Source organism: Microbulbifer halophilus (assembly GCF_026183675.1).
GTDB classification, from domain to species: domain Bacteria; phylum Pseudomonadota; class Gammaproteobacteria; order Pseudomonadales; family Cellvibrionaceae; genus Microbulbifer; species Microbulbifer halophilus.
Genome location: NZ_JAPIVK010000005.1, coordinates 64,832 through 88,550, shown reverse-complemented (window position 1 = coordinate 88,550; position 23,719 = coordinate 64,832). Strand labels below are relative to the sequence as shown.

The 23,719-nt window shown below is 61.7% G+C and carries 19 protein-coding genes; 14 read left to right on the top strand and 5 right to left on the bottom strand.

The genetic code is table 11. The annotated features are described in order from the left end of the window. Both OQE62_RS04180 and OQE62_RS04175 read right to left on the bottom strand, forming a co-directional pair. Positions 1 to 261, bottom strand: a complete 261-nt coding sequence (locus tag OQE62_RS04180) for a hypothetical protein (RefSeq protein ID WP_265720740.1) — start codon at positions 259 to 261, stop codon at positions 1 to 3. After that, positions 258 to 446 carry a hypothetical protein gene (locus tag OQE62_RS04175; protein WP_265720739.1) on the bottom strand — a complete coding sequence of 63 codons (189 nt, stop codon included), beginning with the start codon at positions 444 to 446 and terminating at the stop codon, positions 258 to 260. Before OQE62_RS04175 ends, OQE62_RS04180 begins: the two co-directional genes overlap by 4 nt. 764 nt (positions 447 to 1,210) lie before the next feature. Between OQE62_RS04175 and OQE62_RS04170 the strand changes: the two genes are divergently transcribed. After that, the gene (locus OQE62_RS04170; RefSeq protein WP_265720738.1) at positions 1,211 to 1,855 is read left to right on the top strand and encodes a hypothetical protein; all 645 of its coding nucleotides are present in this window, start codon (positions 1,211 to 1,213) and stop codon (positions 1,853 to 1,855) included. Positions 1,856 to 1,952: 97 nt separating this feature from the next. Here the strand turns inward: OQE62_RS04170 and OQE62_RS04165 are convergent, their stop codons facing one another. Further along, positions 1,953 to 3,080 (bottom strand): PepSY-associated TM helix domain-containing protein, encoded by a 1,128-nt coding sequence (locus OQE62_RS04165; protein ID WP_265720737.1) that lies wholly within the window; start codon positions 3,078 to 3,080, stop codon positions 1,953 to 1,955. A gap of 323 nt (positions 3,081 to 3,403) precedes the next feature. Here OQE62_RS04165 and OQE62_RS04160 point away from each other — a divergent pair, with 323 nt between their 5' ends. The 9 genes from OQE62_RS04160 (at position 3,404) to OQE62_RS04120 (ending at position 15,391) form a co-directional block, all read left to right on the top strand. Further along, positions 3,404 to 5,563 (top strand): TonB-dependent siderophore receptor, encoded by a 2,160-nt coding sequence (locus OQE62_RS04160; RefSeq protein WP_265720736.1) that lies wholly within the window; start codon positions 3,404 to 3,406, stop codon positions 5,561 to 5,563. A gap of 599 nt (positions 5,564 to 6,162) precedes the next feature. Continuing rightward, positions 6,163 to 7,293: a lytic polysaccharide monooxygenase gene (locus OQE62_RS04155; protein WP_265720735.1), complete on the top strand. Its 1,131-nt coding sequence runs from the start codon at positions 6,163 to 6,165 to the stop codon at positions 7,291 to 7,293. A 286-nt stretch (positions 7,294 to 7,579) separates the two neighbouring features. Continuing rightward, positions 7,580 to 8,821: an MFS transporter gene (locus OQE62_RS04150; protein WP_265720734.1), complete on the top strand. Its 1,242-nt coding sequence runs from the start codon at positions 7,580 to 7,582 to the stop codon at positions 8,819 to 8,821. Between the two features lie 128 nt (positions 8,822 to 8,949). Next, positions 8,950 to 9,738 carry a thioesterase family protein gene (locus tag OQE62_RS04145; RefSeq protein ID WP_265720733.1) on the top strand — a complete coding sequence of 263 codons (789 nt, stop codon included), beginning with the start codon at positions 8,950 to 8,952 and terminating at the stop codon, positions 9,736 to 9,738. Positions 9,739 to 9,835: 97 nt separating this feature from the next. Continuing rightward, the gene (locus OQE62_RS04140; RefSeq protein WP_265720732.1) at positions 9,836 to 10,702 is read left to right on the top strand and encodes a DUF1853 family protein; all 867 of its coding nucleotides are present in this window, start codon (positions 9,836 to 9,838) and stop codon (positions 10,700 to 10,702) included. Between the two features lie 540 nt (positions 10,703 to 11,242). Beyond that, positions 11,243 to 11,791: a GbsR/MarR family transcriptional regulator gene (locus tag OQE62_RS04135; RefSeq protein ID WP_265720731.1), complete on the top strand. Its 549-nt coding sequence runs from the start codon at positions 11,243 to 11,245 to the stop codon at positions 11,789 to 11,791. A 188-nt stretch (positions 11,792 to 11,979) separates the two neighbouring features. Next, positions 11,980 to 13,365: a cytochrome ubiquinol oxidase subunit I gene (locus OQE62_RS04130; RefSeq protein ID WP_265720730.1), complete on the top strand. Its 1,386-nt coding sequence runs from the start codon at positions 11,980 to 11,982 to the stop codon at positions 13,363 to 13,365. Positions 13,366 to 13,376: 11 nt separating this feature from the next. Continuing rightward, positions 13,377 to 14,381: a cytochrome d ubiquinol oxidase subunit II gene (locus OQE62_RS04125; protein ID WP_265720805.1), complete on the top strand. Its 1,005-nt coding sequence runs from the start codon at positions 13,377 to 13,379 to the stop codon at positions 14,379 to 14,381. Positions 14,382 to 14,704: 323 nt separating this feature from the next. Beyond that, entirely contained in the window at positions 14,705 to 15,391 is a 687-nt protein-coding gene (locus tag OQE62_RS04120) for a TetR/AcrR family transcriptional regulator (protein WP_265720729.1), read from the top strand. 91 nt (positions 15,392 to 15,482) lie between these two features. Here the strand turns inward: OQE62_RS04120 and OQE62_RS04115 are convergent, their stop codons facing one another. Next, positions 15,483 to 17,591 (bottom strand): TonB-dependent siderophore receptor, encoded by a 2,109-nt coding sequence (locus OQE62_RS04115; RefSeq protein ID WP_265720728.1) that lies wholly within the window; start codon positions 17,589 to 17,591, stop codon positions 15,483 to 15,485. 155 nt (positions 17,592 to 17,746) lie between these two features. On the opposite strand from OQE62_RS04115, the gene OQE62_RS04110 reads away from it, so the two are divergent. Then, entirely contained in the window at positions 17,747 to 17,998 is a 252-nt protein-coding gene (locus OQE62_RS04110; protein WP_265720727.1) for a YdcH family protein, read from the top strand. A gap of 65 nt (positions 17,999 to 18,063) precedes the next feature. On the opposite strand, the gene OQE62_RS04105 is transcribed toward OQE62_RS04110, so the two are convergent. Further along, a complete protein-coding gene (locus OQE62_RS04105) occupies positions 18,064 to 18,699 on the bottom strand; it encodes a pectate lyase (RefSeq protein WP_265720726.1) in 636 nt (211 codons plus the stop codon). A gap of 129 nt (positions 18,700 to 18,828) precedes the next feature. On the opposite strand from OQE62_RS04105, the gene OQE62_RS04100 reads away from it, so the two are divergent. From OQE62_RS04100 to OQE62_RS04090, 3 genes are all read left to right on the top strand, one after another. Next, positions 18,829 to 20,400 carry an ethylbenzene dehydrogenase-related protein gene (locus OQE62_RS04100; protein WP_265720725.1) on the top strand — a complete coding sequence of 524 codons (1,572 nt, stop codon included), beginning with the start codon at positions 18,829 to 18,831 and terminating at the stop codon, positions 20,398 to 20,400. 4 nt (positions 20,401 to 20,404) lie between these two features. Then, positions 20,405 to 21,046: an Lcl C-terminal domain-containing protein gene (locus OQE62_RS04095; RefSeq protein WP_265720724.1), complete on the top strand. Its 642-nt coding sequence runs from the start codon at positions 20,405 to 20,407 to the stop codon at positions 21,044 to 21,046. A gap of 282 nt (positions 21,047 to 21,328) precedes the next feature. Further along, positions 21,329 to 23,680, top strand: a complete 2,352-nt coding sequence (locus OQE62_RS04090) for a DNRLRE domain-containing protein (RefSeq protein ID WP_265720723.1) — start codon at positions 21,329 to 21,331, stop codon at positions 23,678 to 23,680. Positions 23,681 to 23,719 lie beyond the last annotated feature (39 nt).

Sequence of the window (23,719 nt, the reverse complement as noted above, 5' to 3'; positions counted from 1 at the left end):
TCAATTCTTTTCGGCGGTAGCAAGACTAAGAAGTTTCTTGAGGTCGTTAACTTGCCCCTCAACTGCCCATAGCGCGTTAGATACAATCTCTTCATTCAGGCGATCGCAATCCGCTTCAAAATGCGCCGAAAGCATCGTGACCGTGCCGTGTAATCTTTCGAGTCCGCAATTCAGCGCGTCAACGTAAAAGCCTTCTCCCGTGCTGGCGATGTCGAAAACTTCTTCGGGAGTGCACGCAGTTTTCTGAACTTTAGCATTCATTGCGCAGACTCCCCTCTGTTTTTGATGTCCAATTCATCAACAAGGTCGCGACCCTTGTCGGCGAAATTCTTGCCGATAATTGCCAGGCCCCGCGCCTGAGTAATTTCCTCGGAATCAATGACTGCGGCGCACAATGTGTACAAATCCTCGATGGTTCTGGAGATCTTTTCGATTGTGGTGTCCATGCTGGGCTCCTTATTGGATGGAGGCCCCCACCGGTACCGCTGAATGGAGGCGGGCGATTCGAGGTTGGTCCTACCGTCACAGGAACGGCCCGCCGAAGCGGCCCCAAATCGCCCACCATAGATGAGCGAGCACAAAAAAACTCGCGAGCGCGAGTTGTGCGCCTGTGAAGTTCGGGGGACCAATCCCGGCCGCAGATTTTGCCACGGCAGCTTCAGTATCCGCCGATCTCGCCGCTGCCGTCAACCACCCCGTCACCAGACGCATTTGTAGACACGGGGTCGTCTACACAGCCGTCACGGGCGCGTGACGGAGAAATATACTCCCCGCAGCTTTATCAAGGCAGCTTAATCAGTTGGACGGGTTTTGTGACGGGTTTCGATTAAGAATCGAAAAATAGTTAATGTAAATCAATCACTTAGAAATTCTTTTCGACTCCCGCCATCTCAGACGGACCACAGAAGCCTCGAAAGCCCAGTGTTTTCGGGGCTTTTGCTTCTCTGGCCCATCCCAATCTATCCAGCCGCAAGCAGAAAGTTACAGGAGGCTCGGCATTTGACGGGCCTTTTTCGTTTATCCCCACACCTGGCACAAACCATCTTTGAACAACCCTACTGCCGCGTCCGGCCGTCCAGGCCACTTGCCCTCCCCCGTCGCCTCCTCCAGAATCGCCCGCCGTGCAGTGATCGGCTGGCAGAGGGGCCACCCGACCTTCCGGAATACGAGACATAAAAGCTGTGAAAAGCTTCTCCAGTGGATTTCAGATATGACGACACCGAAGAACCCCACCAACACGGCCCTGCCCCACGCCAGTGTGGGAACCCGCTGGCATCAATTGTCCGGGATTCTGGGTTTTCTGCTGGTAGGTCCGCTGGCGGGCTGGCAGATGCTATCGCTGGTCGAGCGGCAGCAGCTGCCCATCTGGCTGTGTTTCCTGGTAGGCGGCCTGGGAATGGTGCTGCCGGGCGTGCTTGCGATGTTACTTCAGCCGATGCGCCAGAGTGTTTCCGTAGACGCCGGAGGGCTGCGCTTCGGGCGGCACGGGTGGGTGCCGTTCTCCGAGATCGATCAGATGCGCTACCAGAGTTTCCTTACCCTGCACCGGCCCGGCAGGGCGACGCTGATCGTCCAGCAGGGTAAGCACGATCTGGATGCATTCAACCGCTTCTGCGAGTCTGCCTGGGGGCACTGGTTCGATTGGCAGCGAATACACGGCACCCCGCCCGGCGCGCAACGGCGGGCCGCCCTTTACGACAGGGCAAAGATCGCCGGCCTCTTAACAGTTGGGGGCACGCTGTTCATCGGGACCCTCGCCCTGATGTTCAATCTGACACTGCCCGTCACCGCGCTTCTAATATTGGCGGGCGTCTTTATAACCGGGCTGATCGTCGCCATTTTCTATGGCGCCTGAAGGGGCCGCGATCTGCCCGGGAAAACGCGGCCACTTTCACGTCCATTCCCCGGACGCGAATGCAGGCCCGCCCCGGCCACAGGGAAGACATTTGCCGTCAGGCGCCAGCCCCGGCCAGTTGCACCGTCTTCGCCCGGCGCTTCTCCCGCGCGGCCCGGCGCTTGCTGCGGCGCCGGTTCCAGATATAGATGCCGGTCACCGACAGCAACAGCGGCGATAACCCCGCCACACACCAGATCACCTTGCTCGCCAGACCGGCGAAGTTGCCGAAGTGCAGGCGGCGGTAGCTGGCCACGATGGCGGCACCCAGGGTGGCCTCGCGAATATCGTAGCTCGACATATGCTCACCGCTCCGGGCGTTGTAGGTCACCATGCTGGCGTATTCGTCCAGCAACGGATTGTTACTGTGCACATCCCCCCAGAAGGTGAAGTTGGTATCCGGTTCCCAGGGAAAGGAGATGTAGGTGGTCTCGAAATCGTCCAGTTGGCGACCGGCATCGGTCATCAGTTCCTGTAGGGAGAGATCATCGTTGTACAGGCGCCCGGCCATTTTGTAGTGCTCGGCGCCTTCGGCGTGGTGTTCCATCTCGTGGGCGAAATGCTCGATATTCCACCAGGCACCGGTAAAGCCGAGGATCAGCAGGACCGGCGCGGCGATGATACCCGTCATCTTGTGCAGGTCGGAAAAATAGACAATCAACCGCGCGTTCCAGCGCAGGGTAAAAAAGTTCTTCCAGAACTTCCGGTAGAGGATGAAACCGGAGATTCCCAGCAGGCACAGCAGGATGGAGAAAATACTGCTGATCAACAGGCCCGTGTCGTCCATTAACAGGGTGTAATGCAGTTCCAGCAGCCAGTCGGTCAGGTGGTGTGTGGTGCTCATGGGCGGGCGCAACGGCTCGCCGGTGTACTGATTCAGCAGCGCGTAGGTCCACTCGCTGGTGCCGCGCTCCATGGTGTAGACCAGGTCGGCGCGGCCGCGATCCTGGAACAGCACCCAGCCGACGATCTCGTAACCGGGGAAGTGGCTGTTTACCGAGTCTGCCAGCGCGTCCAGGTTCATGCGCTCGCGCCCCGCCGGGTCCACCCGCACCCGGTCCTCGATCAGCAGGGCATCTATCTCGTGCTTGAAGACCAGGATACTGCCGGTCACGCAGATGACCAGCAGCGGCACAAAGGCGACAAGCGCCATCCAGCTGTGCAGCTTGAACAGGAATTTATTCATGTATGTCTGTATTCGCCGAAAGAGAACTGTCGGTAACCGACCGCCAGAGCCGTCTCCCTGTCGGAGAAGCAGCGCTGCCCGGCCAGGGCCCGAAAAGATGCGAAAGTTACCACAATAGATTCTCATTTGCATTTAATAAAGCGACCCCATCGATCTTCCCACCGCTTCACACCGGACCGTTCAGGATTCAACCAAACCAGAGGAAATACCCGCCCGACCGTTACCCGAGCCGCCTGAAGAAGGTGCCCCACCGGGTAGTGCAAAGGCCTGGCTCCTGTGCTAGCTTTCGCACCACCCACAAAACGATAATGAGAACGATTATCATGAGTGCTCGTTTTTGCACCCTGGCCACCGCAGTTGCACTGGCATCGGGCGCCCTGCCCGCCCTCGCCGCCGATGAAAAGACTCACAAAGGGCCGGAGCAGTCACAGCAGGCTATCGAAACCGTCACCGTGACCGGGAAATACACCGTCGACGAATCCATCGATACCGCCACCGGCCTGGGCCTGACCCTGCGGGAAACCCCGCAGTCCGTCACAGTGCTGACCGCCGAGCGGATCAAGGACCAGAACCTCAGCAACATTGTCGAGACGGTGAACAACGCCGTCGGCATCTCCTCCTCGCAGCTGGACAATGTCCGCAACTCCCTCCAGTCCCGGGGGTTCGATATCAGCAATTACCAGATCGACGGCGTGCCGCTGTCCTGGTCCCTGGCCGGGGATTCCGGTGAGACCTCCGCCGATGTCTCCATCTACGAGCGGGTGGAATTTGTGCGCGGCGCCACCGGCCTGCTCACCGGTGTCGGCGACCCGTCCGCGTCCATCAACCTGGTGCGCAAGAAAGCGGACCACACGGACCTGGCCGGCTATATGGACGTGGACCTGGGCCGCTGGGGCAAAACCCAGACCACCGCGGATATCGCCGGCGGCCTGAACGAATCCGGCACCGTCAGGGCGCGTATGGTTGCCCGCTACCTGGACAGCGAATCCCACCTGGATAATTTCTCGGAGCAGCAGAACGTTTTCTACGGCGTGATCGAAGGCGACCTCACCCCCAACACCCTGCTGCGGGTGGGCGGCCACTACCAGAACAGGAACCCGCGCGGCGCAACCTGGGGCGCCCTGCCGGCACTCTATTCCGACGGCACCGCAACTGACTGGGACGTCTCCAGGACCACCGGCCTGGACTGGACCCGCTGGGAAACCACCAGCGAAAACCACTTCGCCAGCATCAACCATGTGTTCGACAACGGCTGGGACCTGAAAATCAACTACAACCACCTGGCCTACGACAAGGCATCCCGCCTCGTGCTGCTCAGCGGCGCGCTGGATAAAGAGACCGGCGAGGGCCTCTACGCCCAGCGCTACCGCTCTTCCGGTGCCACCGAGCAGGACAGCTACGACCTGCAGCTGAAGGGGGATTACCAACTGTTCGGGCGACAGCACGAATTTGTCACCGGCGCCCTGCACAGCGAACAGCGGGGCGATACCAGCACCCGGGATCCGGATCCGCTGGGCGGCAATACCGGCTGGGACTCCGTGGCGGTGGGCAATTACTACCAGTGGGGCGACCTGCCGGAACCCGACTGGACCGAGGCGGCCACGGTCCGCGACGACAACGAAACTTCCCAGACCGGCTACTACGCTTCCACCCGCCTGTCGTTGAGCGACCACCTCAAGGTGATCGCCGGCGGCCGCGTTGCCAGCTGGGATCGCCGGCGCACCTACTACGGCGACGTCAGCAATTACGGCGACGACGACGTGGTGATCCCCTATTTCGGCGCCCTCTACGACCTGACGGCCGGGCACCGGGTATACGCCAGCTACACGGAAATCTTTACCCCGCAGAACAACAAGGATGCCAGCGGTGACTACCTGGATCCGCTGACGGGCACCAACACCGAAGTGGGCCTGAAGAGCCGTTTCCTCAACGACCGCCTGCAGACTTCCATCGCCCTGTTCCGCGTCGAACAGGACAACCTGGCCGTCGCCGACCCGGAGTTTGTGCCCACCCCGGAGCAGGACTCCGCCTACTACGCGGCCCAGGGTACGGTCAGCGACGGCTTCGAGGCCGAAGTGATCGGGCGCATCGGCAACGGCTGGGATATCTCCGCCGGCTACTCCCGGTTCGAAGCGGAAGATGCGCAAGGCAGGGAAGTCAACACCACCTCCCCGCGCAGGCAGTTCAAACTGTTCACCACCTATCAGTTCGTCGACAGCCTGCCGGCGCTGAGCGTCGGCGGCGGGGTCAATTGGCAGTCCGGCTTCTACGCGGAGGGTTCGGGCAACCATCTGGAGCAGGATGCCTTCTCCCTGGTAAACCTGATGGCGCGCTATGATCTCAGCAGCAATATGTACCTGCAGATGAACGTGGAAAACGCCCTCGACGAGACGTATTACAACTATCTCAATGCCGGCTATTACAACCAGTACAACTACGGCAAACCGCGCAATGCGACCCTGAGATTCAGTTATAACTTCTGATCCGGCGCGCGGCTCATTTGCCAGGCCACCCTGTGTCTTGCCGCCCCGGTGTCGCGATCGGGAAGGCCACCTGCCGGACCGGAAATTTTGGCAACCGGTGATGTAACCCGCGCGCGTACCGGTTCTCAATCTTCCGGATACATTCAGATTTGGCGCCCAATGCCCTCGAATCTCTGCGGATGCCCCGCTAGTCTCGGCGCGATACAGACAGCGATCCATCGCAGTGCGCCGTTACCGGCAAGCGCCCATAGCCCGCGGGGATCGCCGATAATAAAAACGGTTGCACCGGAATCCCCGATTCGCGGCAGCCGATAACAAAATAAGTTTCAATAGTTCACAAGCTCTCACCACCCCACCCGGCACTTGCGCCGGGCATGCCAATCCGCACAAAAACCAATAAGAGCCGCTGTTTTTCTGGCTCATAACAGGCGGAACTGTATCTGTAGCCAGCGCGCGCCCGCAGGCGGATGCCGTCTATCCGGGCGGGCAATGCAGATACACCGAGGATGCACCGACCTCTGGTCCATCCATAAAACCGTTTCACTACGCGGTGAAACTCAGCTTCGGTCAAAATAATAAATTGACTAAGGAACGTGATGATGAAAATCAGATCCCTCAAATACATTATTCCCGGGCTTGTACTGGCCCTTTCCGGGGGAGTGGCATTCGGCCACGGCCTGATGGTCGAGCCCCCGTCCCGCAACGCCCACTGCGGCCTGAACGAAAAGGCCGACCAGGCGACCACCCCCGCCTGTGTGGAGGCGGCGGAAATCGACGCCAACGGTATGTACCAGTTCATGAGCGTACTCACCCACACACGCGGCAAGTCGGAAGGAACCAGCACCAATGTCTGCGGGTTCGACAGTGAGACCTGGAGTGGCGGTCCCTCGCCGTGGGATTACCAGTTGGACTGGCCCACCACCGACATGGACTCCGGTACCCAGACGATTACCTGGAACATCAGCTGGGGGCCGCACTGGGATGATACCGAGGAGTTCAAGTACTGGATCACCCGTCCCGGATTCGAATACCAGGTGGGCGGTAGCCTGTCCTGGAGCGATTTCGAGGCGGAGCCCTTCTGCGTACTGAATTACGACGACACCAATCCCGACGGAAACCCCGCGGTGGTTGCGGAAAAAAGCGCGAACCTGTTCCACACCTCCTGTGAAATTCCGGAGCGCTCCGGCCGCCATATCATTTACGGCGAATGGGGCCGCAACTACTTCACCGACGAGCGCTTTCACGGCTGTATCGATGCGCAGTTTGACGGCGGGGGCACCGGCTCCAGCTCGTCTTCCTCATCCAGCAGCTCTTCGTCGAGCAGTTCTTCTTCGAGCAGCTCCTCCAGTAGCAGTTCGTCCAGCAGTTCCTCCTCCAGCAGTTCGTCTTCCAGCTCGTCCAGCAGCAGCTCGAGCGGCGGTTCCGGCGGCGTTGCCTGTGAATATGTGGTTTCCAACGAGTGGAACTCCGGTTTCACTGCAGAAATCCGACTGACCAACACCGGCAGCAGCGCAGTGGACGGCTGGGATATCAATTGGGAATACACCGATGGCAGCTCTGTCAGCAGCTCCTGGAATGCGGCGGTCAGCGGTACCAATCCCTATTCGGCCACCGGCGTGGGCTGGAACGACACCATCGGTGCCGGCCAGACTGTCTCCTTCGGCCTGAAGGGTGACAAAGGCGGCAGCGATGTTCAGGTACCGGAGATAACCGGGGACATCTGTAACTGAAAAACAGCGGTATAAATGGTCAGAACTGAATGACGCCGGCACGGTGTCATTCAGTCCAGACTGTCCTTTCGGGGAAACCCGCTCCCGTACGCCGCCTGCCTTCGGGCAGGCGGCGTTTTTGTTCCCGCCCCCCCGACCGTGGCGCAGCTCCTTCCCGCCCGGGCTGCTATTTTTAGAGTCACCTCGATTTGCAAACCGGTATTTTCCCCGGGTGTCGTGTGCCCGGTGCCTTGTTTTGAATGACGATTTCAGCCCCGCAACCAAGCCGCACCCGGCGGCCTGAACCGTGAACCGCAGCCGGCGCACCGTCTGGAGCTGGGCCTTTTACGACTGGGCCAATTCTGCCTTCGCCACCGTGGTGCTGGCGGGGTTCTTCCCGCTGCTGTTCCAGGACTTCTGGAATGCCGGCGCCCCGGCAGAGATCGCCAACCTGCGCCTCGGCTGGGCCAACGCCGCCGCCTCGCTGGTCCTGGTGCTGAGCGCGCCGCTGCTGGGCGCCCTGGCGGACGCCGCCGGCGCCCACAAGCGCATCCTCTTCCTGTTCGCCGTACCCGGCATGGCCGCCACCGCCGCGCTCACCATTGTGCCGGAGGGCGCCTGGCTAACGGCGTCGCTGTTGTTTGTCTGCGCCAGCCTCGGTTTCCTGGGGGCCAATCTGCTGTACGACGCCCTGCTAGTCCAGGTCGCACCGCCGGCGCGCTGGCACTCGGTGTCCGGGCTGGGTTTCGGTCTCGGCTATCTGGGCGGCGGTCTGCTGTATCTCGTCTGCGTCGCTGCAGCGCTCAGGCCGGAGCTGTTCGGCCTGTCGGACAGCACCGAGGCCGCGCTGGGCGCCTTCACGCTCACCGCCATCTGGTGGGCGGTCTTCTCGCTGCCACTGCTGCTCTTTGTACCGGAGCCTGGCCGACTGCGGGAAACTGCCGGCGGCTCCCTGTGGCGGGACAGTATCGGCCAGGTCTGGCAGACCCTGCGCCGACTGCGCCACCACCGCACTATCGCCGTTTTCCTGCTCGCCTACTGGCTGTATATCGACGGCGTGGGGACCGTGATCCGCATGGCCGTAGCCTACGGCCGCGCGTTGGGGTTCGAGCGTTCGAACCTGATCCTGGCGCTGCTGCTGGTGCAGTTCGTCGGCTTCCCCGCCGCCATTGCCTTCGGCCACCTGGGCGAGCGCATCGGGCCCCGGCGCGGTATCTACCTGGGGCTGGCGGTCTACCTGCTGGTCTGTATCTGGGGCACTTTTATCCGCTCACCCTGGGAGTTTTTTACCATTGCGGTACTGATCGGACTGGTGCAGGGCGGTGTGCAGTCCCTGAGCCGGTCCTTCTACGCCCGCCTGATTCCCGCCGGGCGCAGCGGCGAGTTCTTCGGCTTTTACAACCTGATGGGAAAGTTCGCCGCGCTCATAGGCCCACCACTGTTCGGGCTCTTTGGCACCTGGTTCGGCATACGCTATTCCATGCTGGCACTGATCGTGCTATTTGTGGCCGGCGGGCTGTTGCTGTCGCGGGTGCGCGAACACGATTGAACTTCCCGCGGGGCAAGACTGCCGGCACAATCCGTCAATCCCGGCCCGCTACCGGTCTGCTAGCATCTGTCGATCCCGGCTGCAGGAGCCCGCAGAGGGGATTTATTTCATGCACAGGATTCGGCGCCATGCTTTTTACTGAATTATTGCAATCCGCAACCCACGAAGAAGGTTCCAGCCGGCTGCAGGTATCGGACGACTGGCTGCAGGGCCGCAGTCTGTTCGGCGGCCTGCAGGCCGCCCTGGCCGTTTACGCCATGCGCGGGTTGGTGGAGGCGGAACTGCCACTGCGCACCCTGCAGGTGACATTCATGGCGCCAGTGCCCGCGGGAGAGGTATCTGCGCAGGCACGGATCCTGCGCAGTGGCAAGAATACCCGCCACCTGGAGGCAAGTCTGGTCCAGGGGAACGAAACCCTGATGACCGCTATCGGCGTTTTCGGCGCCGGCCGCCAGTCCACAATACGGCTCGCCCCGGAACAACCCCCCGTCGATAACAGCGAGGCGGAAGAGCTTCCCTTTATACCCGATCTCTCCCCGGCCTTCATGCAGCACTTCACCCCGCGCTGGCTGCGCGGCGGCCTGCCGTTCAGCGGCAGCGAGCTGCCGGAAACCGTCATCGAGGTGGACTTCAAGGACTCCTCCGAACAGGCCTCCGAACTGCACGCCATCGCCCTCGCCGACTTCCCGCCGCCGGTGGCCCTGTCCATGCTGAAAGAGATATCCGCCGGCAGCTCACTCACCTGGATGCTGGAATTCCTCACCGACGACTTCGCCGCCCTGCCCCTGCAGGGCTGGCGCATCGACGCCCGTATGCTGGCGGCGCGGGACGGCTACACCAACCAGTCCTGCCGCGTGTGGGGGCCGGGCGGCGTGCCGGTAGCGCTGAGCCGGCAGAGTATGGTGGTCTTTGGCTGATTCACCCCGCCTGCAAAGCAGGCGCACCCGGGAACGCGGAGCTCCAGCTCCGCAACGCCTGCATCGCAGGACCATCAGCCAATAGACGAGTGCATTCATGCCGGAACCCGATCACTGGAACAACCTGCTCTGGGCGGTGACTGCGGAAGATATCGCCCGCGACAGCGATCTGCCCTGGCTGCCCCATGAGCGAGGGGAGTCACTGACTGCGTATTTTTCCCGCACCGACGTCCGCGAGAGGCTGGCGCCCGAACTGGAGTCCGCACTGCACCGCCACGACGAACAGCAGAAAAATACCAGGCTGGGCGCCTATTTCGAGAATCTCTGGGAGTTCGCCTTCCGCCATCACCCAGATTACGAGCTGCTGCACCGCAACCTGCCACTGCGCGCCGAAGGCCGCACGCTGGGGGAGCTGGATTTTATCGTGCGTCACCTGCCCGCAGGGGCCATGGAACACTGGGAAATCGCGGTCAAATTCTACCTGCAGGTGGATGCGGAACACTGGGTCGGCCCCGGCCTGCGCGACCGGCTGGATATCAAGCTGGCGCGGATGCGGGATCACCAGTTGCCGATCGTCCACCGAGCTCCGGTTGACACAATTCTGCAGCGGCTCGGCATACGGATCGAGCGCCAGTGGACGCTGATGCCCGGCCGGCTGTTTCGGCCGCTGGGGGAGGCGCTCGCCAGTGGAGCCGGATACTGGTGGGCTACCCTGGACACATTCCGGCAGGCTTACTGCCGCGAACCGCTCCGCTGGGCGGTTCTGCCCAAACGTACCTGGCTGGCGGAGCTCCGCGGCCAGGTGCGAGGCAGCGAAAGCTGCGACGAGCTCGCGAGCAGGCTGCGGGGGGAAGGCGGGAACACCCCCGTCTGCGCCGCCGCGCTGGACGGCGGGCGCGAAATCGAGCGCGGCTTTATCGTGCCCGACCAGTGGCACCGGGCGGCGCTGGAACGGTTGCCCTGACAGTCGCGCCCTTGTTGGACCTCGGTGCCCGCACCCCGGTCTGCGCAGTAGGAGACATGGGGGCCGGGTCGCCCCCTCTCCCTAACCCTCTCCCCAGGGAGAGGGGACTGGTATGGGGCTCGAGAAGGCTCGATGGTCGACTCTCCCCGATGCGTCCGACACAGCTCCCCTCACCCTAATCCTCTCCCCAGGGAGAGGGGACTGGTATGGGGCTCGAGAAGGCTCGATGGTCGACTCTCCCCGATGCTTCCGACACAGCTCCCCTCACCCTAATCCTCTCCCCAGGGAGAGAGAACTGGTATGGGGCTCGAGAAGGCTCGATGGTCGACTCTCCCCCGATGCTTCCGACATAGCTCCCCTCTCCCACCGGGAGAGGGGCCGGGGGAGAGGGCATCGGAGAGCCCGGTAGCCTCCCCGACTCCGTTGTTGGGCTTCGCTGCACTTAATCCAACCTACATCGACCCCACTCGTTCCCGCTTCATTTGACACCCGTCCCGATTGCTTTACAATTTTCAGAAATTTCTGAAAATTCGTAAATCCATGAATCTCTCCTCCCAGACCCAGGCATTCGTACTGCACTTCGGCGAGATGGGAAGCCGCTGGGGCTTCAACCGTACCGTGGGACAAATGTTTGCACTGCTGACAGTCCACTCGGAGCCGCTCAACGCCGACCAGTTGGCCCGGGCGCTGAAGATCAGCCGCGGCAACGTGAGCATGGGGCTGAAGGAATTGCAGGCCTGGCGGCTGGTAGAACTGCACCACCTGCCGGGGGACCGCAAGGATTATTTCACCGCCGCCGGTTCCATCTGGGACCTGGCGCGGACCGTGTTTGAAGAGCGCCGCAAGCGCGAGCTGGACCCCACCCTGACACTGCTGCGCCAGTTGCTGTTGAACGACCCGCAGGATGAACAGGAGGCCGGGGCACAGGAGCGCATGCAGGAAGTCTACGACCTGCTGGAGCTGCTGGACCGCTTCGCCAACGCCCTGAGCCGGCTGGATCAGAAAGATCTGCTAAAACTGATGAGGTTGGGATCGGGAATCAGCAAGTTGCTCGAACTGAAAGGCAAAAGCGGCAGCAGAAAGCGGTAAGCGCCACAGATGGCGGCGCCGGGCGCGAGCGACAACCCAACAGCCCGGAGCTGAGAATGGTGCGGCACCGAAACCCGTCTTTTCACTCAAATCTTGGGTGGCGGTTTCGGGAGCCGGGGCCGGGTGCGCCATTGGCAGGCACCTCCAACTTCCAAACTTGAGTTTTAAGCCGACCCCCCGAGGTACCCATGCTAGATACTCTGATACTGTCGAGGATACAGTTCGCTGCCAATATCAGCTTTCATATCCTGTTCCCGTCCATCACCATCGCCCTGTGCTGGATCCTCTTCTTCTTCAAGCTGCAGCACGACCGGACCAACGACCCGGTGTGGATGCGCGCCTACCGCTTCTGGGTCAAGGTTTTCGCACTCAATTTTGCCCTGGGCGTGGTGACCGGCATCACCATGTCCTTCCAGTTCGGCACCAACTGGCCGGGCTATATGGAAACTGTCGGCAATATCGCCGGGCCGCTGCTCGGCTACGAGGTACTGACCGCCTTCTTCCTCGAGGCAACCTTTCTCGGCATCATGCTGTTCGGCATGAACCGGGTCCCCAACAAGGTCCATACTTTCGCGACACTGATCGTCGCCATCGGTACCATGCTGTCCGCCTTCTGGATTCTGGCGCTGAACTCCTGGATGCAGACACCGGCGGGCTACGAAATGCGCGACGGTGTCGCCCACGCCATCGACTGGTTGGAAGTCATTTTCAATCCCTCGTTTCCCTACCGCTTTACCCACATGCTGCTGGCATCCGGGTTGACGGCCGCCTTTTTTGTAGCGGGTATTTCCGCCTACCGCATCCTCAAGGGCGACGAAAAGCGGGCCCCGCGCCTGACACTGAAGACCGGACTGGTGCTGGCGGCAGTACTGGCGCCGATCCAGGCCTTTGTCGGCGACCTGCACGGCCTCAATACTTTCGAGCACCAGCCACAGAAAATTGCCGCGATGGAGGCGGTCTGGGAAACCGAGCGCGGCGCGCCGCTGCTGCTGTTCGCGGTGCCGGATGAGAAATCGCGCAGCAACCGGATGGCCGTAGGTATTCCCCACGGCGCCAGCCTGATTCTGACCCACACCTTCAACGGCGAAGTGCGCGGTCTCAACGATTTTGAAGAACACCCGCCGGTGAAACCGGTCTTCTACGGTTTCCGGCTGATGGTGGGCGTGGGCCTGCTGATGCTGGCGGTGGCCTGGACCGGGGTCTACTTCCTGCGCAAACGCAGAGAGCCGCCGCGCTGGTTCCTGAAAGTGGTGGTGGGCATGACTTTCTCCGGCTGGGTGGCGGTGCTGGCCGGCTGGTACGTGACCGAGATCGGCCGCCAACCCTGGCTGGCAACCGGTATCCTGAAAACCGCCGATGCGGTGACACCGGTACCGCCGGGCCACGTGGGTTTCTCCCTGACCATGTACCTGCTGCTCTACGCGGTGCTGCTGACCGCCTATATCGGCACACTCAAGGTGATGGCGATGAAGGCGGTCAGGACGGAAGAATTCGAAACCGCCGAACCCGACCAGGCCGGCAGCCTGACGCACCTGCCTCAATCCTCGAAGGGCACTCACGGAGGTGAAGCATGAGTGAGAGCGCAATGACTTTTGCAGACTGGTTGCCGGTGATCTTTATCGGCCTGATGGGCCTGGCGATACTGATCTACGCAATGCTCGACGGCTACGACCTGGGTGTCGGCATACTGCTGCCCATGGGCGAGGAGGACGAGGCCCAGCGGGACACCATGATCGCCTCCATCGGCCCCTTCTGGGACGCCAATGAAACCTGGCTGGTACTGGCGGTGGGCCTGCTGCTGATCGCCTTCCCCAGCGCCCACAGCATGGTACTGACACACCTCTATATTCCCGCCGCCATCATGCTGATCGGCCTGATCCTGCGCGGCGTATCCTTCGACTTCCGCGCCAAGGCCGCAGTGGCCCACAAACTGGCCTGGGACAGGGCCTTCAAGATCGGCTCACTGCTTACGACGCTGACCCAGGGCTATATGCTGGGCCAGTATGTGATGGGGTTTGATCCCGGCTGGCAGCCACAGCTGTTCTCCTGCCTCAGCGCCCTGGGTGTGACCGCCGCCTACAGCTATATCGGCGCCAACTGGCTGGTGATGAAAACGGAAAGCAAACTGCAGCGCCGCGCGGTGAACTGGGCCAAACTGGCCGGCCGCTCTACTTTCCTGGGTGTCGTGGCGGTATCCCTGGTGAATCCACTGGTCAACCCGGGGGTATTCAGCCGCTGGTTCACCTTTCCACTGGTGATGTTCGTACTGCTGATCCCCGTCATCTGTTTCGCGGCTTTCGTACTCAACGACCGGCTGCTGGCGCGCCTGCCAAAAGAGCGTGACCGCCACTGCCGCGTGCCCTTCTTTGTCACGGTACTGATATTCCTGCTTTGCTTTACCGGGCTGGCCTTCAGCTTCTTCCCCTATATAGTGCCGGGGAAACTGACCATCTGGGAGGCCGCCAGCGCGCCCGAGTCGCTGATGTTTATCCTGATCGGCGCAGTGATTGTGGTTCCGCTAATCCTCGCCTACACCGCATACTCCTATATCGTTTTCAGCGGCAAAGCCACGGATCTCGAGTACCATTGAGAACCCGCCGGGAGTACTTTGTGCTCCCGGAATTTTCGGCCAGTATTATTTGAATTTTTATTCAATTTTCGCAACAGGGTAAAACCATGTTGCGGGCAAATTCAGTTTATTCCCTGAAAAAATGATAAACTATTCCTTGATGAATTGAGATCACCGGCTTCCCATTTTCAATAAATGGAACTGGCTCACGTAGTGACAAAGTACGCTTGCACAATGAAGAACCCCCGTCGATAATCAGACTTCGCCAGATGCCAACACATCTGGCCCGTTTTTTTGCAGCGCCCGGGAATTGGCGCGCCGAGTTACGACGTAGGGATATGACTGTGACCGAAAAACTGATTGGCGACCGTCGGTCCGCCGCGCTGCCACGAAAACCTCAACGCAAAAACGGTCGCGAAAAGTACGAAAAACTGCTCGATACACTCGAGACACTGCTGAAAACCAGGGAGGTTGCCGATATTTCCCTGGCGGACCTGAGTGAAGCCGCCGGCGTTCCCACCGCCTCCGTTTACCACTTCTTTCCCAATCGCGACGCCGGCGTTACCGCCCTGGCCGATCGCTATTTCAACAGTTCCCGCGCAGAGCTCGACATTCCCTCCCAGGCGCGGGAATGGAACAACTGGCAGGACCTGATCACGCTTTTCTGCGAGCGGACAAGGGAGAATTACGAGGCGAGTGAACCGGTAAAAAAACTGAAATTCGGCCCCGAGGTAAGCTGGGCGGTGCGGGACCTGCTGCAGGACAATAACCGTCGCCTGGCGCGCACGCTGCGCGACCTGTTCGCACAGGCCTTTGAGCTGCCGCCCTCGCAGGACTGGGAGGAGCGTTTCCTGCAGGCGATCACCATCAACGATGCCTTCTGGTCCCTGTCCTATGCCCGTCACGGGCGGATCTCCAACTCCATGGCGGCCGAGGGCCGCCGCGCGGCCATTGCCTACCTGAAGCTCTACCTGGGGGAGCTGCTGGAGCGCCGCCAACTGGCCGTCGCCGAGGAGTTGAGCCCGGCCTGAATGGGGCGGGAGCCGACCCGGTCGACGGTTTTCACGATCCCGGATGCAAATAGGGATGGCGGAGCCCGCCATCCCTAAAATGCCTGCCGAATCAGTAGCGCCAGTTCACCGAGGCGGTGAAGCTGCGCGGCGGTGCGTAGAAGCCCTGATCCCAGTAGAGGCTGCTGATGTATTTCTCGTCGGTCAGGTTGTTGCCGTTCAGGGAGAAACTCAGGTTTTCGTTCACGTCGTAGCTGGCGAAGGCGCGCACCGTGGCATAGGCCTCCTGTTCAATCGGATAGCCGTAGTCCTCGTTGATCCGCTCGATATCGTCCTGCCAGTTGATACCGCCACCCACTTTCAACCGTTCCATCGCCGGCGGGCGATAGCTGGCAAACAGGCGCACCACATTGGCCGGCACAAAGTCTCGCTGTCTGCCGCCGTCCTGGTTGTCGATATCCACCCTGGTGTAGCTGAAATTCGCCTGCAGCCCCGGCGCCAGTTGGCCGCTGAGAGTCAGGTCGTAGCCTTTGCTGTCGTAGTCGCGCTCTTCGTAAACCTGGATCTGCGCACCGGTTTCCGGGTGCTCCACAGTGCCCGCAGACTCAGCGACATTTTCCTGCTCAGTCTCGTAGTAAGCGACGGAGGCGATCAGCTTCCCATCGAAAAACTCCCCCTTCGCACCGATTTCGTCATTGATTCCCTCGGTGGGATCGAGATGGACGAGCTCTTCGCTCAGGTCGTCCTGCGGCATGAAGGTTTCGGTACGGCTGGCATAGACCGAGTAGTTGTCGCCGATACGGTAGACGACACCGGCGTAGGGCAGTACGCGGTCGCTCTCCTCGGTGTTGTTGCTGTTGCCGTAGCTATAACCTTCGCTTTCCCAGTCGATCACGCGCGCACCGCCGATCAGCGACAGGGCATCGGTCAGTTGCAGGCGGGTGGCGGCGAAGAAGGCACTCTGCTCGTCGGTCCAGTCGCTGCCATCGGTACCGCCGTTGTACTCGGGGCGCTCGAAGCTGCCGTCCCACTCGCCGAAATCGCCGATCGAGGGGTAGGCGGTCGGGTAGAGGGAGATATCCTCCACGTCGCCCCGGGACCAGTTGTAACCCAGCAGCAGGTCGTGCTCGCGGCCCGCCCAGTGGAAATTGCCGGTCAGGCGCAGATCCACCAGGTCGTGCCGGTCTTCCAGGTCGTAGACACCGGGGTTGGCAAACAGGCCCTCGCCGCTTTCCGTATCCGGCAGGCCGAACATATAGAAAAGCTCGCTGTCGATCTCGCTTTCCGCGTGGGTGTAGTAGGCCTTGGCCTGCCAGCCGTTGGCGAAGGTGTGCTTCAGCTCTGCGAACGCATCGGTGGTGACCTTGTCGGAATAGGCCCAGTCCGATGCGGTGCTGACAGAGGCGTCGTAGTCCACGGGTGAGCCGTCCGCATGGCTCAGCGGCAGGGCGCCCCACAGCGGGCTGTCGGCGTAGCTGGTCTGGTAACTGGAGCCCAGTGTCAGCAGCGTGGAGGCGCCCAGATCCTTTTCCACCACGCCGTAGACGATGGTCTTGTCCATGGCGTAGTTGTCCAGGTAAGACTCGCGGTCTTCTTTGGCCACCACCAGGCGGCCACGCAGGCCGTCGGTCAGGGAGCCGGAGACATCCCCCTCCACCCGGGCCTTGTCCCAGGAACCGGCCTCGGCGCCCAGGGACAAGCGGAAATCCTCGGTGGGGCGCTTGCGCACCAGGTTGACGGTGGCGGACGGGTTGCCGGCACCGGACATCAGGCCACTGGCACCGCGCACCACTTCGATGCGCTCGTACAGGAAGGTGTCGGTTTCGCCCTCCTTGTTGCCGTAGGTCGCCGGTACACCGACGCCGTCCAGCTGGAAGTTGGTGATATCGAAACCGCGGGAGGTGTAGTAGGTGCGGTCCGTCTCGACGCTTTCCACCTGCACCCCGGGCACCGCCAGCAGCGCCTGGTTGAGTGAGTCCAGCTCGAAGTCGTCCAGTTGTACGCGGCTGAGCGCGGACACCGACTGCGGGGTTTCCAGGCCGCTCAGGCCCAGCCCCGTGGCCGTATCCATCTCGTCCACCAGATAGGACTCGACCTGCTCGCCGACGACTTCGACGTTTTCGACTTCGCGCTCGCTTTCCGCCCATGCGCCGGCGTGGGCAGCCACCAGAGCGGTGGCCAGCAGAGTGCGCCCAGTAGGTATACGCTTGCAGTGACTCACAATTCCTTCCCCCTTTGTGAATTTGCCGCGCATTCTATGCACACACAAAACCAAATACAATAAATTATCATTTAGATTTGTATGGATTGGGTGTAGCGGCGCCGACAACTACACTTGGAGGGGACAAGCACAAACCACTAGCCGGAGACCTCGCCATGTCGATCGCCTCTCATGCGCTGGACAAGGATTTCCCCGAATACTCAGAAACCATCAAGCGCCTGAATGAAGACGACCTTCAGTTCAAGACGGAGAGCGACACCTACCACAGGCTGGACAAGCAGATACGGGGGCTGGAGGAACGCGGCGTCGCCACAGACGACAATCACTTCAACGCCCTCAAGATCCAGCGCGCACACCTGAAAGACTGGCTCTATCACCGTATCGCCGACAGTCATCGAAGCCATTAGCGGGTGAACAGCCACTAGCGGACAGGCAGGGCCAGGACCATTGGCCGCCAGCGGCCGGCCCGGAATCACCTGCCCAGATGCTTCCGCCGCCAATCCGCGATGCGCTTCAGGACCTTGTTCGGGTGCTCCGTATACCAGCCGTAGCCGCGCCGGCGCTCCGCGGATATCTCACTCAGCCGGTAGTGGACACTGCCGTCGCGGTCGCCGAATACCGGGCGACCGGAACCGATTTCGTAGAAGCGCGCCCAGAGCGCGTCCGCATCCACATCCGCCAGCAGTTCCTTGTAGTCATGCTCACCCCTGTCCCAGCGGTAACCGCGGATCCGGTGCGCAGCAAACCACTTGTGAGCGCTCACTATTGTCCGCTTGATCTCGTCCGACGGCTGCTCCAGCGCCATCAGGAACAGCAGCAGGTCGGCGCTTTCCGATGTGGCCATGGCCACCGGCTCGAAGGCCCGGGCCGCAGGCCGTCCCGCGCCTGAGCCTGCAGCGATTCCGGGAGAAAACCGAGGCGCGCATCGCCACTGGCGACGGCGTTGACGATGCGCAGCAGATTGCTGACGACGACGGTCGTTGAAAGTGACCAGGTCGTGGTATTCGCCGCGCAGGGGAAAGCTCTGCGGCCAGCCGCCGGAAGGTGTCTGGAAACTGAGCACGCGATCGGCGATACGCCACCCCTCCCCGCTGCGATAGAAGTCCACACCCCGCTCCAGCTCGCGGCATCGATAGTCACTTTCACACCCCCGAAACCAGAGTGATAAAGCACAGGGAGCCGCTTCATAAAGCTGCCATACTGGGCCGCTAACGTGGTGACTTTTTGGGACTCCGCCGTGACGAAGTATTCCAAGAGCAACCTCTGGATACTCTTCCACACCGCTGCCGTTCTCGCGCTGCTGGTGAACCTGTCCAGCGGCCTGCGCATTGCCACCCTGCGCAGACCAGCCATCGCTCAGATCGCCGAGCTGTTGCCCGACGGCCGCGTCCACCAGTTGCATTTCCTCGGGGCCTGCGCCCTCACCGCCATCGCCTGCGCCTATCTGCTGTTCCGTCTCTACACGCTAATCCGCGGTGGCTTTCGCTCACTGGATTGGAAAAACTTCGACTATCACCGCTGCGTGATCTGGGGCGGCTGCGCGGTGCTGGCAGTCTCGCTGGCCAGCGGCTGGCTCCTTCTGTCCGATACCGCGGCGCTGGGCTCGCCCCGGGAACTGCACTTTGCCGCCGCGCTGGGTATGCTGCTCTATCTGTTTTTTCATGGCGGCAGCTATCTGCTGCAGTACGGCAGGCGCGCGCTGCTGCTGATCCTGCGCCCCACCCGCCAACCCGGCGGGCGATTGCTGGCGAGCGCCGCTGTCGCCACCGGTGTGGTGCTCGGCGGCTGGCATTTTATTGCCGGCAGCGCGCAGCATTCCCTGCCTGTGCTCAGGGTTTCCGTGTCGACGCCGATTCATATCGACGGCGCCGCGGACGAAACCGAGTGGACCAGTGCACAGCCACTGACTCTCAGCACAGAGGGCGGCGCCAACTTCGCGAACGGCAACACCCCGGTCACACTGCGCGCCCTGCACAATACCCGGGAAATCTATTTCCTGATTTCCTGGCGGGATCCCACCGAGAGCCTGACACACCTGCCACTGCGGAAAACCGAAAACGGCTGGCAGGTACAGCAGGACGGTTTTCACCGCTTCGACGAAACCCGCTACTACGAGGACAAGTTCGCCGTGCTGCTGTCCGACGCCTGCGACTTCGGCGCCGCTGGCACCGCGCACCTGGGCCGCAAACCGCTCGACAACAAACCGGCCAACTGGCACGGCCACGGCTACCACTACAGCGACTCGGACCGGATTCACGATCTCTGGCACTGGAAGGCCGTGCGTACCAACGATATGTATCTCGCCGACGACAACTTTATCGGCCCGCCGGATATCCGGCGGCCCGGTCGGCGCCGCTACACCGCCGGCTACCGGAAGGATGGCAAGGAATCCGGTTCCTACGTAATGAACTGGCAGTGGTACAGGCCCGACACCGTGATTCCCAAACGCCTGCCCCGCCTGGCGGAACAACTGGCGCGCTACGAGAGCGCCGGAGGCGATAGCGACTGGGTCATTCCCTGGTTCGATTTCGCTCCCTATGCGGCGGAGAACGATGACTTCCCGGAGGGCACGCTGATGCCCTCGGTGATTTACAGTTCCAACCGCTTCGAGGGCGACAGGGCCGATGTGCGCGCCCGCGCGCGCTGGCGGGACGGGCGCTGGACTCTGGAACTGGCGCGCCCGCTGGATACGGGTTCGGCAAAAGACGTGGCCATTCACACCGGCACCTGTCTATGGGTGTCCGCTTTCGATCGCGCCCAGGTGGCACATACCCGCCACAACCGGCCCATCCGGCTGGAGCTGGAGTGATCTTATGTGGCGCCGCGCCCTATTGTTATTCGCCCCGCCGGCCTGCGTGCTGCTCGTCGCGATACTGCACCAGCAACCCCCGCCCACACCGGTGGAATACCACCTGGGCAAGATCGATCGCAACGGCGAAGCTATGGGCGCCTGGTCCGGCCCCTGGGCCTGCGTCTGCGATGCCCGCACCGGCCTTTTGTGGGAAGTGAAAACCGACGACGAAGGTATCCACCACGGTGACTGGAGTTATTCCTGGTATCGGGAGGACTTCGGGGTTCCAAACAACGGCGACTGCTATTTCGAAGAGGAACGCTGCGATACTCGCGACCTGATCCGCCGCAGCAACCGCGAACGACTCTGCGGCACCGACAACTGGCGCCTGCCCGCCAGCGCCGAATTGCAGACACTGCTATATCCGCAGGCAAAGGAAGGCGCCCCGCTGATCGATACCGATTATTTTCCAAAAACCCGGCGCGGCGATTACTGGACCCGCGACGGCGAGAAACCTTTACAAGGCGTTTACCGCCATTTGAAACACGGCGCCGTAGCCATCGATTTTATCGCCGGGGAACAGGTCACAATTCCGTACCGCAATGCGGCATTTGTGCGCCTCGTGGCCGACGCTTCAAAAGCCTGTCATCAACTTCGGAAATAATGAGTGTGCAGTAATAATTCAAGTGTCGAAACTACCCCCGAAACTTGAACAACTCGAGTTTCAGAGTTCGTGGTGCCTACGATTGGCACAAGCTGGAGCGGGGTGCGCCTTTCTGGGACTGTCTGCGAGAGGGACCTCGCAGACAAGCCTACAGGGATGTATTTACGGCGTGTCCCAGAAAGGCGCACCCCGCTCCAGCTCCCTGAACTGAACCCCGAAACTTGAGTTGAGTAATAAACACAAACGCACAACCACTGTTCAAATTTCCTTGAGGAGTCTCCCATGAGACAGTTTCTCGGAGGTATGCTGTTCGCGTCGGCATGCCTGGTCGCCGCCGATATTTCCGCCGCGACCAAACACCATCGCCTGAGCTGGGACGGCGACGGCAGCAATAGCGCGGTCATCGGTTTTTCTCCCGACGGCAGCAGCAACAACCCCACAGTGAAATACGGTTACTCCACCGACGAGGGGAGCTGGTCTTCCGCGCAGGTGGACAATACCGAAACCTTTGACGGCTCTATTACCAGCCACTTCGTGCGGCTTTCCAATCTCAATGCGGACTCCGAAATCTATTTCCGCGTCTGCGACCAGGACGGCTGCGGCCAGCGCTTCTGGTTCCGGACGGCACCGGCCGACAGTGATCCCTACGTGGTGGTCGCCGGCGGCGACACCCGCACCGGCCACACCAACCGCCGCCAAGGCAACCGCCTGCTGGCCAAGGTGCGCCCGCTTGCCGTAATGCACGGCGGCGACTTCACCAACGCAAACAGCGCCTGGGAAATGGATGCGTTTCTCGACGACTGGACGCTCACCTATTCCAGCGACCAGATCGATGGCTACGATTACAAGCGCATCTACCCGCTGATTCCCACCCACGGCAACCACGAGGACGGCAACTACTCCACCCTCTGCCAGGTTTTCGGTGTGGACTTCAACGACGACGGCAACTGCAACCCACACGACACCTACGGCGCGGTGCAGGTTTCCCCGCTGCTACGCATCTACACCCTCAACAGCCAGTTCAAGGACAGCGGCTGGTCTTCCTATGCCCAGGCCATGAACAACTGGCTGCAGAGCGACCTGTCCGCTTCCGGCAGCGCCGCGGACTGGCGCCTGGCCCAGTACCACAAGCCCATGTTCCCACACTACACCGGCAAATCGGAAAACGAAACCCTGTTCGGCTGGTGGGCACAATCCTTCTACGACTACGCCGTGAACCTGGTGGTGGAATCCGACACCCATATGACCAAGTTGACCCAGTCGCTGATTCCCGACGGCAACGATTTTGCCGCAACCACCAGCGGCGGCACCGTCTATACCGGCGAGGGCAGCTGGGGCGCACCGGCGCGCTCCGCCAACGACCCGAAATCCTGGACCATCGACCTGGCCAGCATCCAGCAGTTCAAGGTGATCCAGGTGCGCCCCGACCAGTTGGTAGTGCGCACCGCGCAGTTCGACAGCTCCGCCGCCACCCTCAGCCGCGCCGAGCGCGACGCCGACCCGCTGCTGTTGCCGGCCGGGGTCAACTGGTGGTCCGCCAACCAGGTGGGCGAGGCCGTGACCATCACCCGCAACAGCGCCAACCGCAGCGTGATAGACGGCGGTTCCGGCAACGGTGACCCGGACATTGCACTGGCAGCGACCGACGATGTATTCGTCTCCTCCAGCCAGAGCGCCACCAATCTCGACAGCCACAGTGACGGCCTGCTGGCGGACGGCAGCGACAGCACCTTCGGCGAGATGATGACGCTGATCCGATTCGACCTGTCCGAACTGGCGGGCTGTTCGATCAACGGCGCCAGCCTGGAGCTGAATATCACCAACGTCTCCGGCGACAACTACGGCATCTACCGAGCCGCAGGCAACTGGCGGGAAGGCAGCGCCACCTGGGATTCCGTCGGCGGCAGCGGCATTCTCGGCGGTCTCGCCACCAGCTTCACGCCCTCCTCCACCGGTATCGCCGCCATCCACCTGCAATCCCCCGGCCTGCTCGACGACTGGCTGGACGGCGCCAATACCGGCCTGGTGATCGCCTCGCGGGGCGGCAGCAACGGCGTGGACATGACCTCCAAAGAGACGGGCCTCAGCCCGGTCATCCGGGTGGATGCCGACTGCGACGGTTCCGGCGGCGGCCAACAGCTCTCCCGCGTGAGTAGCGACGATGTGTTTGTCTCCTCCTACCGGAGCGGCGATAACTTTGACGGCCACAGCGACGGCCTGCTCGCGGACGGCTGGGATTTCATCTACGGGGAACTCTACACCCTGGTCAAGTTCGACCTGTCGGACCTGGCCTGCTCCAGCTACAGCAACGCCACCCTGGAGCTGGATATCACCAACCGCTCGGACAAGAGCTACGGCATCTACCTGGCAAACAGCGACTGGCAGGAGGAATCGGCTACCTGGAATTCCATCAGCGGCGCCGACATGCTCGGCCCCCGGGCGGCCACCTTTGTCCCCTCCTCCACCGGCACTCGCCAGATCGACCTGCAATCGTCCGGCCTGATCGACAGCTGGCTCGCCGGCGGCAACACCGGGCTGGTGATCGCCCCCGAGAGCGGCTCCGACGGCGTGGATATCAGCTCCCGGGAAACCGGGCAGGGCCCGCTTTTGAAGCTGGAAAGCCACTGCAACTGAGCGTTCAAAAACCGGCTCCTCGGGAAGGGGAAACCCGTC